An 11396-nucleotide genomic window follows, 5' to 3' on the forward strand; every position below is an offset into this window, starting at 1 on the left:
TGGACCCAATTTGCGTGAATGATAAGGATGTTGCGTGTGATCACCCGGAAATAGCTCTTACGGGTGAACTGCGCGGAATTACTTGCGTACGGCGTCGATCATCATGGCATGCTCCGATCAAACAGGACCGCTCGCCATCCGTCCCCTTCCACGAGGAGGTACCGCGATGACTCCTTCGGACTCCGTACGCACCTGCCCGGTCCGCCATGACAACGCCCTGGAACCCGATCCCTTCATGACCCGGATGCGGACCGAGGCGCCGGTCGCCCGGGTCCGTATGCCCTACGGGGAGGGCGACTGCTGGCTGGTCACCCGGTACGCGGACGTCCAGACCGTCACCTCGGACCGGCGGTTCAGCCGTGCCGCGCTGATCGGCAGGGACTTCCCGCGCATCACCCCCGCGCCCATCGCCCAGTCCGAGGCGATCAACCTCATGGACCCGCCCACCCTCAACCGGGTGCGCCGGCTGATCATCAAGGCGTTCACCACCCGCCAGGTCGAGGAGCTGCGGCCCTGGACCCAGCGGAGCGTGGACGGGCTGCTCGACGCGATGGAGGAGCGGGGCGCGCCGGGTGACGTGGTCGCCGCCCTCGCCGACCGGTTACCCCTGATGTCGATCTGCGAGCTGCTCGACATACCGGTGGCGGACCGGCGCCAGTTGCGCGACTGGGCCATGGCGATGATGTCGATGAACGCCGCGGACCGCGACTCCGCGGTGGGTGCGAAGGCCGGGCTGCGCGCGTACTTCACCGAGCTGACGGCGGAGCGCCGGCGCGCGCCGGGGGACGATCTCATCAGCGCGCTCGCCACCGCCCGGGTGGGGGACGAGATGCTGGACGAGGCGGAACTGGCCGTCCTGGCGATGCTCCTGGTCGTCACCGGTCACGACACCACCACGTACGACATCAGCAACATCGTCTTCACCCTGCTCACCCACCCCGCGCAGCTTGCGCAGTTGCGGGCCCGCCCCGCACTGCTGCCCCAGGCGATCGAGGAGCTGCTGCGGTACATCCCCTTCCGTCAGGGCGTCGGGATCCCGCGCGTGGCCCTGGAGGACGTCGACTTCGACGGTGTGACCGTCAAGGCGGGCGACACCGTCCATGTCTCGTATCTGACGGCCAACCGCGACGATCTCGTCTACGAGCGCCCCGACGAGCTGGACTTCGAACGGGAGAGCCCGCCCGCCCACATGGCGTTCGGGTACGGCAGCCACCACTGCCTGGGGTCCCATCTGGCACGGATGACCCTCCAGGTCTCCGTCGGCACGCTGTTCACCCGGTTCCCCGCGCTGCGGCTGGCCGTGCCCGAGGACGAGGTGCGGTGGAACACCGACTCCATCTGGCGTTATCCGCTCGCCCTTCCGGTCGCCTGGTGAGGAGCTGACATGGCAACCCTGTGCAGACCTGCGATCGCCGTGCCCGAACATGTCATCACCCGGGAACAGACCCTGGAGTTCGCGCGCACCCTGCACGCCGGACATCCGCAACTGCCGCTGGCCCTGCGGCTGATCGGCAACACCGGGGTGCAGACCCGGCATCTCGTCCAGCCGATCGAGGACACCCTGCGGCACCCCGGCTTCACGGCCCGCAACGCCCTCTACGAATCCGAGGCCAAGGCCCGGCTGCCCGAGGTCATCGAGCGGGCGCTGGCCCACGCGGAACTGACACCCCGCGACATCGACATGATCGTGTACGTCTCGTGCACCGGCTTCATGATGCCCTCGATGACCGCCTGGCTGATCAACACCATGGGGTTCAGGACCGTCACCCGCCAACTGCCCATCGCCCAGCTCGGCTGCGCCGCCGGGGGCACCGCCATCAACCGGGCGCACGACTTCTGCCTGGCGTATCCGCGGGCGAACGTGCTCATCGTCTCCTGCGAGTTCTGTTCGCTCTGCTACCAGCCGGAGGATCTGGGCGTCGGCAATCTGCTCTCCAACGGGCTCTTCGGGGACGCCGTCGCCGCGGCCGTCGTCCGGGGCGAGGGCGGAGCGGGGGTGCGGCTCGCGCAGAACGGCTCGCATCTCGTGCCCGGCACCGAGGAGTGGATCTCGTACGCCGTCCGGGACACCGGATTCCACTTCATGCTCGACAGGCGGGTCCCCGGCACGATGTCCATGCTCGCCCCCGCGATGCGGGACATGGCGCAGCCGTTCGGCTGGGACATCTCCGACCTGGACTTCTACATCGTCCACGCGGGCGGGCCCAGGATCCTGGACGACCTGAGCAAGTATCTGATGCTGCCGTCGGAGACCTTCCGCTACAGCAGGGCCACCCTCACCGAACGCGGGAACATCGCCAGCGCGGTCATCTTCGACGCGCTGGACCGGCTCTTCGAGGAGGGCGGCGTGGCGACGGGGGCCCGCGGGCTCATCGCGGGCTTCGGGCCCGGCATCACCGCGGAGATCTCCCTCGGCCGCTGGACCCGGCCGGAGCCGGCGCCGCTCGCCCCCCGCCTCGACAGCGTCCCCAGCCGCGCGGCGTGAGCGCCCGGGAGAGCCGGCCCGTCCCGTACGGCCCCCGGCTCTCCCGGGCCCGCCCCACCTGTGCCGGTGGCCGGGCCCCGCGGTGATCACAGCCTGGTCCCGGGCGGCCACGGTCGCCTAGGCTGTCCGCCCGTCCGTGTCGCTCCGCGGCCACCCGGCCCGCGGCGGCGCACGCGGCGGACCCGGTCACCCACACAGGAGCTCCCATGACGGCACACCCGCCGCCCCGGCCACGGATCGACACCAGCAAGGCCCACCCGGCCCGCGTGTACGACTGGCTTCTCGGCGGCAAGGACAACTACGCGGTCGACCAGGTGGTCGGCGAGCGAATACCCCCTGAGGCCAAGGGCAACGCGTTACGGAACCGGGCGTACATGCGGCGTGCCGTCGCCTGGGCCGCGCGGCAGGGCATCGACCAGTACCTCGACATCGGTACGGGGATCCCCACCGAGCCGAATCTCCATCAGATCGTCCAGGAGATCATCCCCGCGGCCCGGATCGTGTACGCCGACAACGACCCCATCGTGCTGCGCCACGCCGAGGCCCGGCTCACCAGCACACCGCAGGGCGCCACCGACTACATCCAGGCGGACGTCCGGCAGCCGGAGGCCATCCTCGACCACGCCCGCACGCTGCTGGACTTCGACCGGCCCGTCGCGCTCTGCCTCATCGCGCTGCTGCACTTCGTCCCCGACGAGGACGACCCGTACGGGATCACCCGCACCCTGGTGGACGCCCTGCCCTCCGGCAGCTATCTGATCTTCTCGCACACCACCTTCGACGAACACCCGCAGTACAAGGACGTCGTCACGACCGCGTACAAGGAGGGCGAGATCCCGCTGCGGATGCGGGACCGCGCCGAGGTCGCCCGCTTCTTCGACGGGCTCGACCTGGTGGAACCCGGGCTGGTGACGGCCGCCCACTGGTACAGGGACGGCCCGGCCCCCGAGCCCGAGCCGAGCGGGTTCTACGCGGGTGTCGCGCGCGTACCGTAACCCCGCGCGCCCGCCCCGGACCTGCCACCCGCCCCGAACCCCCCGACGGACCGGGCGACCCCCGGTCCGTCGGGGAACAGGCCCTAGTGGGAGAAGCGGGGCAGCCACTTCACCTGGTAGTCCCGGTGATGGGCGTGTTCCGCGGCCATCTGACGGACGACGAAGCCCAGCCCCACCGCGCGCCCGGAGGCGAACCCGTCGTCGGGGCGGTCCACGTCCAGGGCCGCGACCTCCGCGTACTCGTCGAGCAGTACGCGGCTCGTCTCGACGCGCCGAAGGGTGCACGCCGGATCCTGACGGGCGATGTGGCGGTCGTAGCCGTGGGTGCGCAGGCTGAACGCGATGCTGCCGGTACGGTCGTGGATCTCACCGGGCTGCTCGGGCGGGCACCGCCAGGAATCGCCGCCGGCTTCGCGCGCGATCCGCTCCTCCTCGTCGAGGCGTGCCCGCACGAACGCCATCAGTCCAGCGTTGTGGTCTGTCATCTGGTTCCGGTCCTTCTGGCCATGACGGATCCGCTCCGGGGCGTGCCCGTGCCGGGTCCGTTCCACTCGTCCCGCAGAGCATGCCCCACTTCAGGGGCCGTTCGCTGCGCCGTCCACCCCGGGCGCGCGCCCGGCACGGATCCGGCGGCCTGAAAGTCCCCCGGGGCGGCCCGTCACGTCAGCGGGAAGGCCCGGTCATCACCCGTACGTGGTCGGCCGAAACCGGTGACCGGCCCGCGCCACGGGTAGCCACCTGGAGTACGCGGATCGTGACTCGACGGTGGCCGTGGCGGGCCCCGGGGCTGGAGCGTGATGGACACACGGGAGAGCGGCGGCGGCACCCTGGCCGTGCCGGGGGCCAGGCTCCACTACGAGGTGCGCGGCAAGGGGCCGCTGCTGATACTCATGGCGGGCGGCAACTCGGACGCGGACGTGTTCGGGGGCCTGGCCGCCGTGCTCTCCTCCGGCCACCGCGTCGTCTCGTACGATCCGCGCGGCAACTCGCGCAGCGTGCTCGACGGACCGTCGGCCGACCAGCGGATCGAGGTCCACGCGGACGACGCCTGCCGGCTGCTGGACGCGGTGGCCACGCCGGGCGAGCGGGCGTCGGTGTTCGGAAGCTGCTCGGGCGGGCTCACCGCGCTCGAACTGCTGCGCAGGCACCCGGACAGGGTCGGGGCCGTGGTCGTCCACGAGCCGCCGTCGCTGAGCCTGCTGCCGGACGCCGAGGACCGTCTCGCGTTCATCGACGAGGTCCACGCGCTGTTCCGCGGGGAAGGGGTCGCGGGCGCGATGGCGAAGTTCAGCTCCCTCTTCGGCGGCCGGTCCGCGCCCGTGCTGCCCGAGGCGCAGGACAACAGCGCGTTCTTCCTGGCGCACACCATGCGGCCGTTCACCCGTTTCGTACCCGATGTGGCGGCGCTCGCGCCGATGGCGGCGCGGATCGCGGTGGCGGGCGGACGGGAGTCGCGGACCCATGTGGCGCGCAGGCCCGCGGTGGTGCTCGCCGAGCGGCTGGGGCGGGAGCTGGTGGAGTTCCCCGGCGGGCACTCCGGTTACGCGAAGTGGCCGCAGGAGTTCGCCCGGCTGCTCCTCGCGGTGTTCGACGCGCTGCCCACCGGCCAGGGGCGGGCCCCGTGCGGATCGTGATGGGGGCGCAGAACTGCGGCTTCGGCCCGGCGGCCGAACTCGTCGCGGTCTCCCGGCTGCTGCCCGGCCATCACCGGGTGTTCGTGGGGGACGGCGTGGCGGCCTCGTTCGCCTGCCGCAACGCGGACGCCTTCGACGTCATCCATGTGATGTCCCGCTCGGAGCCGGTCCAGGCCGCCGCTCTCGACGCCCTGCTGGCCTCGTGCGACCAGGTGGTCTCGGTCATGGACGCAGAACTGGCGCTGCGGGCCGTCGTGGCGGGCCGGCCCGTCGTCATGGTGGACAGCCTCTTCGGGTTCTGGCGGGCGGAGCGTCCGCTCGCCGCGATCGGCGCCCTGTGCGCGGGGCTGCCCCGCTCCTCCTTCGCCGCCGCCGACCGGCATCTCGCCCCGCTCTCCGCGCACGAGCGTGTGCTCGCGGCCCATCTGCTCGCCCGGCACGGCATCGTCCAGAACTTCCCCGGCGTCACCGACCGCACGGCCGCGTTCGCGGCGCTGGGCACCGGCCCGGTGACCCATCTGTCCGGACCGCTCATCGATCTGGCCGGGGTGGGCGACGTACCGCGCGGCGGCGCTCCGGAGTACGACCTGCTGATCAACATCGGCGGGTTCAGGAACTTCCTGCTGGACTTCGACGTCAACAACGACTATCTGCGCCTGCTCGACCGGTGGATCCCCGACCTGCTGCGCGACTGGCCCCGCTTCCCGCGCGTCCTGGTCTGCGGCGGACCCTTCGGCGGACGCCGCGAGCGGAGCTACGAGACCGCGGGAAGGCGGGCCGACTGCCGTCTCCTGCCGCAGCGCGCCCTGCTGCGGCAGGTCGCGAGCGTCCCCCACTATCTGCTGGCACCGGGGCTCACCGCCCTCCATGAGGCGCTGGCGCTCGGCCGGCTGCCGCTCGGGCTGCACGAGCAGCACTACGCGCACCTCTTCACCGTACGGGGCCTCGGCGCCACACTCTTCGGGCGCGCGGCCGGACGGTTCGCGGATGTGCTGCCGGGCCGGCGGATTCCCGAGGACGATGTCGCGGGGACCGCGGCCCTCGTACGGACCGCCGCCCGGGTCCGCGCCGACGACACGCTCTACGCCCTGTTCCGGCGCACGCTCAACGAGCGGATCGAGGACCACGTCGCGCTCACCGCGGCCCAGCGGGACCACGGCGTCGAGGAGTTGCGGGGCGTCCTCGGCGGTCCGCCGCTCCCCTCGGTGCTCGCCACGGTCTTCGGGAAGACGGCCGACGGCGCGCGGGTGGGGTAATTCCTTTGCGCCCCGCGGCGCGCGGTCCCAGACTGTGCCGGTGCTGATCCGACGTGAGACCCCCGCAGACCACGCCGCCGTGCGGGCCGTCACCACGGCCGCCTTCGCGACGCCGGAACGACCGGAGACCGTGGAGGCTCCGCTGCTCGACGCCTTGCGCGAGTGCGCCGACTGGCTGCCCGCGCTCTCCCTCGTCGCCGTCCGGAACGGGAGCGGGGACGGGAACGCGGAGAAGGACGGCGGCGGGCGACCGGGGCGGGTCCTCGGGCACGTGGTGTGCACACGGGGGCGGGTCGACGGCGCCCCGGCCCTGCTCCTCGGCCCGCTCGGCGTGCACCCCGACCATCAGGGACGGGGCGTCGGGTCGGCGCTCGTGCACTCCGTGCTCGGCGCGGCGGACGCGCTCGGCGAACCCCTCGTCGCGCTGCTGGGCAGCCCCGCGTACTACGGCCGGTACGGCTTCCGCACCAGCACGGAGTACGGGATCCTGCCGCCCGACCCGTCGTGGGGCGAGCACTTCCAGGTCCGGACGCTCAGCGCGTACCGGGGAACACCGCGGGGCACCTTCCGGCTCGCCGAGCCGTTCGACCACCTCTGATCCCGGCGCCGCTCAGGCCGGCGCGGGCGGGGGCGTCCTGGAACACCGGCCGCCGCCACAATCGGGCCTGGCTTGGCTGGACTTCACCGCAACCCTCCCGGTGGGGCGCTGATCACCGACCGCCCCCGACCCGCGCGCCCCCCTGTCCGCCCCCTTCACCCACCCCCCTCCAACAGCGCCTGAAACGTGGCGCGTTCCTCACGCCGCCCACGGGCCGACCGCCACCTCCGGAGTTCGGGCCCACGCCCCGCACACCGCCGCTGACCACGTACGACGCCGGATCGGACGAGCGGAACGGACGGCCGGGACCACCGGCCGCCCCAACCCCCGGCGCGGTCAACTGCGCCCGGGGCAGGGCGCGTCCACGCGGAAGCATCCGTTCCGGCAGAGGGGCCCCGACCGCGTGCACCGCCGTACGGACGGACCGCCGCCCGGCCCGACGGAAGGCCGTATTCCGGCCGTTGCCGCAGGTTGACACGGAAGGAGACGCCCCAGCAGCATGCGTGATGCCACCGAGCCCCCTGCCGGTGTGCGACCAATCACTCCGGTCCGGCCCCCGCCTTGGCCTGCCCCGCTCCAGCGCGCGGCGGGCCACCCCCTGTGGTGCGCCACACGAGGCGCGGGACCGGATCACGCGCGGCACCAAGCGACAAGATGGAGAAACGTATGGCCAGAACGAGACGTGTCACCGCGTTGCGCCTCCTCGGGGTCGGCGCCGCCGCCCTGGCCTTCACCACCGTGGCGGCCGGCTCCGCGTGGGCCACCGACTGCCCCGGCGGCAAGGGCTGGGACAAGGGCAACCACGGGGGCTACAAGCCCGGAACGGGCGCGGGCACGCCGGTCACCACCGCCGACAAGTGTGAGTTCTCGCTGGACGGCCGCGACTGGTTCTCCCAGATCAAGGTCGACGACATCAGTCTCAAGGCGGCCGACGACGGCAAGGTCCACGTCAAGGTCCGCACCGCCTCCGACGCGGCGAACTGCACGGTCTCGCTCGCCTCGTACCGTACCCACGGCCCCACCTGGGAGACCTCGGGCGAGCAGGTCTTCCACGACTTCGACACCGTCGACATCAAGCAGGGCGGCCAGGACACACTGGACGTGGCCTTCCCCGACGTCGGCTGCTTCGCGCAGGTCGACCTCTACCGCGGCAAGGTCAAGTACGACGGTCTCAAGGACGCCAAGGACGGTTTCGAGCACGGTGATCTGCCGATCGGACCCAGCCGCTCGGTCATCAAGGACAAGCTGATCGCCGCCTGGAACGGCGGCACGAAGAACTGCACCGCGCAGGAGATCCCGCCGGTCCCGACGCCGTCCACGGGCGAGTCCACGCCCGAGGAGCCGCCGGCCGAGGCGACGCCCCCCGCCGCCACACCGTCGGAGCCGGCGACGCCCGGCTCGGACACCCCGGCCCCCGCCACCAGCGAGCCGGGCACCCCCGGGTCGGACACCCCCACGCCGGAGGCCTCCGAGCCGGCGTCGGACACCTCCACGCCGCCGAACACGCCGAGCCAGGCGTCCACCGGTGGCGGTGGCGACCTCGCGGAGACCGGTGGCGGCAATGTCGTCCCGCTCGCCGCGGGCGCGGCCGTGCTGCTGGCCGCCGGTGGCGCGGTCGTGATCGTCACCCGTCGCCGTAAGGCCGTCGCGGGCAACTGACCCGCACGCGCCGTCTTCTTCCCGGCCCCCGCCTCCTCCCGCCCGGTCCCCGGGCCGGGAAGGGGCGGGGGTCGCGCCATGGGCGCCGGGGGTCCGCGCGTCACTCCGCCCGGGGCGGCGCGGCCGTGGTCGTACGGATGACGGGACGCGGGCCACCACGGTCTCCCGGCCGGGACGCCCTCGATCCGGCCCACCGCCCGTGCAACGGTCTCCAGGGTGAGGCGCGGGACGTCCTGGCCGACGGCCCGCCGGGAACGGCCGCACCGGGCGCGCCCCGGCGGTCACCGGCGACGACGCCCGCGCGGCGCTGTCCACCGCCCGCGCGGCGATCGAGTCCGTCACCACCGGCGGGCCGGTCCGGTCGGCGCGGCCGGTGCGGTGATCAGGGGCGGGCGACCCAGTCGTACCAGGCGGCCATCCCCTCGCCGGTGGTCGCCGAGACGGTGAGCACCCGCAGCTCGGGATTGACCGAACGGGCGTACGTGGCGCACTGCTCGACGTCGAAGTCGACGTACGGGAGCAGGTCGGTCTTGTTGATGATCACCAGGTCGGCGGCGGCGAACATGTAGGGGTACTTGAGCGGCTTGTCCGTGCCCTCGGTGACCGAGATGATCACCGCCCGGCTGCGTTCGCCGAGGTCGAAGAGGGCGGGGCAGACCAGGTTGCCCACGTTCTCGACCAGGATCAGCGAGCCCGGCTCCGGCTCCAGCGCGGTGAGCGCGTCGCGCATCATCTCCGCGTCGAGATGGCACCCGGCGCCGGTGTTGACCTGGACGACGGCGCCGCCCGCCCGGCGGATCCGCTCGGCGTCGAGCGCCGTCTCCTGGTCGCCCTCGATCACCGCGACCGGACGGCGCCCCGCGAAGTCCCTGAGGGTCCGTTCGAGGAGGGTGGTCTTGCCCGCGCCGGGCGAACTCATCATGTTCACGGCCACGATGCCCCGTTCCGCGAGCCACGCGCGGTTGCCCGCGGCCAGGTCGTCGTTCTTGCCGAGGACCTTCTGTTCGAGGGTGATGGTCTCACCGGCGCCGGCGTTCCCCCCGACGGCCGACGGGTGGTCCCGTACGGCGGTGTGGTCATGGCCGTGACCCGGACGCAGCCGTTCGTGGCCGTGCGGGTGGGTGTGCGGTACGGCGATCCTCGTCCCGCCGTCCTCTCCGCTTCCGCCGACGCAACCGCAAGTACCGCACATGTGGTCAGCCCACTCTCATCGAGACGATCTGCAGCTCCCGCCCCGACGTGACATCCACGTCGGCGCTGCCGCACGGACACAGCAATACAAGATCGGCCAGGGTGAAGTCCCGCTCACACGCCCGGCAGTGCGCCGTTCCGGGGGGCTGGTCGATCTCCAGCACCGCGCCCTCCGCGACCGTGCCCGCGGTGGTGAGGTCGAAGCAGAACCGCATCGCGTCGGGCACCACGGCGGTCAGCGCGCCCACACGGATCCGGACGGTGCGCACGGGTCGTCCCGCGGCGCGTTCGCACACCGCGTCGACCACGCTCCGGGTGATTGACAATTCATGCATCAAAGGCCAGCTTTCCGTACTCACCCATTCGCACCGGTCCGGCCGAGGCGAAAGGATGGTCACCCGAAACAATCTCGTGTTGACAGAACAACCGGGCGGATTCTAGATGGTAGCAAGGTGAGTGTCGCCACCCTCACTGGAATCGGGCGGTCCCATCCCGGAAGGCAGCGGGCTATGCCGACAGAAGAAGCCGTGAAAGCGGAGAACACTCTCATCCATGTCCTGTGGATCAACGCGGGACTGAGTTGCGACGGGGATTCCGTGGCGCTCACCGCCGCGACGCAGCCCAGCATCGAGGAAATCGCGCTCGGCGCGCTGCCGGGTCTGCCGCAGATCGCCGTGCACTGGCCGCTCATCGACTTCGAGTGCGGCCCCACCGGCGGCGCCGACGACTTCCTGGAGTGGTTCTTCAAGGCCGACCGGGGCGAACTCGAACCGTTCGTCCTGGTGGTCGAGGGGTCGATCCCCAACGAGAAACTGCACGAGGAGGGGTACTGGTCGGGCTTCGGCAACGACCCGGCGACCGGGCAGCCGATGACCACCAGTGAGTGGCTCGACCGGCTCGCGCCCAAGGCCACGGCGATCGTCGCGGTCGGTACGTGCGCCACGTACGGCGGTATCCACGCCATGGCGGGCAACCCCACCGGCGCCATGGGCGTGCCGGACTACCTGGGCTGGGAGTGGAAGTCGAAGGCGGGCATCCCGATCGTGTGCGTCCCCGGCTGCCCCATCCAGCCGGACAACCTGTCGGAGACGCTCACCTATCTCCTCTACATGGCCACCGGCCAGGCACCGATGATCCCCCTCGACGAGTCGCTCCGTCCGACGTGGCTGTTCGGCCGTACGGTGCACGAGGGGTGCGACCGGGCGGGCTACTACGAGCAGGGCGACTTCGCGACGGAGTACGGGCAGCCCGAGTGCATCGTCAAACTGGGCTGCTGGGGTCCGACCGTGAAATGCAATGTGCCCAAGCGCGGCTGGATGAACGGTATCGGCGGCTGCCCCAACGTCGGCGGAATCTGCATCGGCTGCACCATGCCGGGATTCCCCGACAAATTCATGCCGTTCATGGACGAGCCGCCGGGTGGAAAGCTCTCCACGAATGCCGTCGGACTGTACGGCTCGACGATGCGCCGCCTGCGGAGCATCACCACGCACACCCTCGACCGCGAACCCAAATGGCGTACCCGCGGCCGGAAACTGACCACCGGCGCCACCCGCACCTGGTAACGCACCGAAAAGG

At 71.8% G+C, this 11396-nt stretch carries 11 protein-coding genes; 8 read left to right on the forward strand and 3 right to left on the reverse strand.

Annotated elements, in window-relative coordinates; all coding sequences use genetic code 11:
* The first annotated feature begins 166 nt into the window (after positions 1 to 166).
* The 3 genes from ACFXPK_RS04985 (at position 167) to ACFXPK_RS04995 (ending at position 3480) form a co-directional block, all read left to right on the forward strand.
* On the forward strand, positions 167 to 1375 hold the full coding sequence (locus tag ACFXPK_RS04985; RefSeq protein WP_384997828.1) for a cytochrome P450: 1209 nt from the start codon (positions 167 to 169) through the stop codon (positions 1373 to 1375).
* Between the two features lie 9 nt (positions 1376 to 1384).
* Positions 1385 to 2485 (forward strand): type III polyketide synthase, encoded by a 1101-nt coding sequence (locus ACFXPK_RS04990; RefSeq protein WP_384997830.1) that lies wholly within the window; start codon positions 1385 to 1387, stop codon positions 2483 to 2485.
* Positions 2486 to 2691: 206 nt separating this feature from the next.
* A complete protein-coding gene (locus ACFXPK_RS04995; RefSeq protein ID WP_384997832.1) occupies positions 2692 to 3480 on the forward strand; it encodes an SAM-dependent methyltransferase in 789 nt (262 codons plus the stop codon).
* An 83-nt stretch (positions 3481 to 3563) separates the two neighbouring features.
* Here the strand turns inward: ACFXPK_RS04995 and ACFXPK_RS05000 are convergent, their stop codons facing one another.
* Positions 3564 to 3965 carry a DUF6221 family protein gene (locus tag ACFXPK_RS05000; protein ID WP_384997834.1) on the reverse strand — a complete coding sequence of 134 codons (402 nt, stop codon included), beginning with the start codon at positions 3963 to 3965 and terminating at the stop codon, positions 3564 to 3566.
* A 312-nt stretch (positions 3966 to 4277) separates the two neighbouring features.
* Here ACFXPK_RS05000 and ACFXPK_RS05005 point away from each other — a divergent pair, with 312 nt between their 5' ends.
* The 4 genes from ACFXPK_RS05005 to ACFXPK_RS05020 all read left to right on the forward strand — a co-directional run bounded on the left by ACFXPK_RS05005 (position 4278) and on the right by ACFXPK_RS05020 (position 8627).
* Positions 4278 to 5114 (forward strand): alpha/beta fold hydrolase, encoded by an 837-nt coding sequence (locus tag ACFXPK_RS05005; RefSeq protein WP_385071724.1) that lies wholly within the window; start codon positions 4278 to 4280, stop codon positions 5112 to 5114.
* Complete coding sequence (locus tag ACFXPK_RS05010; RefSeq protein ID WP_385071727.1) at positions 5102 to 6370, forward strand: hypothetical protein; 1269 nt, start codon at positions 5102 to 5104, stop codon at positions 6368 to 6370. Before ACFXPK_RS05005 ends, ACFXPK_RS05010 begins: the two co-directional genes overlap by 13 nt.
* A 40-nt stretch (positions 6371 to 6410) precedes the next feature.
* Entirely contained in the window at positions 6411 to 6968 is a 558-nt protein-coding gene (locus tag ACFXPK_RS05015) for a GNAT family N-acetyltransferase (RefSeq protein WP_385071730.1), read from the forward strand.
* Positions 6969 to 7634: 666 nt separating this feature from the next.
* Positions 7635 to 8627, forward strand: a complete 993-nt coding sequence (locus tag ACFXPK_RS05020) for an LAETG motif-containing sortase-dependent surface protein (protein ID WP_385071732.1) — start codon at positions 7635 to 7637, stop codon at positions 8625 to 8627.
* 382 nt (positions 8628 to 9009) lie between these two features.
* Here the strand turns inward: ACFXPK_RS05020 and hypB are convergent, their stop codons facing one another.
* Both hypB and ACFXPK_RS05030 read right to left on the reverse strand, forming a co-directional pair.
* Positions 9010 to 9819, reverse strand: a complete 810-nt coding sequence (gene hypB / locus ACFXPK_RS05025) for a hydrogenase nickel incorporation protein HypB (protein WP_385071735.1) — start codon at positions 9817 to 9819, stop codon at positions 9010 to 9012.
* Between the two features lie 4 nt (positions 9820 to 9823).
* On the reverse strand, positions 9824 to 10153 hold the full coding sequence (locus ACFXPK_RS05030) for a hydrogenase maturation nickel metallochaperone HypA (RefSeq protein WP_385006166.1): 330 nt from the start codon (positions 10151 to 10153) through the stop codon (positions 9824 to 9826).
* Positions 10154 to 10327: 174 nt separating this feature from the next.
* Here ACFXPK_RS05030 and ACFXPK_RS05035 point away from each other — a divergent pair, with 174 nt between their 5' ends.
* The gene (locus tag ACFXPK_RS05035) at positions 10328 to 11383 is read left to right on the forward strand and encodes a hydrogenase expression protein HypE (protein WP_385006168.1); all 1056 of its coding nucleotides are present in this window, start codon (positions 10328 to 10330) and stop codon (positions 11381 to 11383) included.
* The last annotated feature ends 13 nt before the right edge of the window (positions 11384 to 11396 follow it).

The sequence above is a fragment of the Streptomyces sp. NPDC059142 genome (genome assembly GCF_042755665.1).
Taxonomy (GTDB): Bacteria; Actinomycetota; Actinomycetes; order Streptomycetales; family Streptomycetaceae; genus Streptomyces.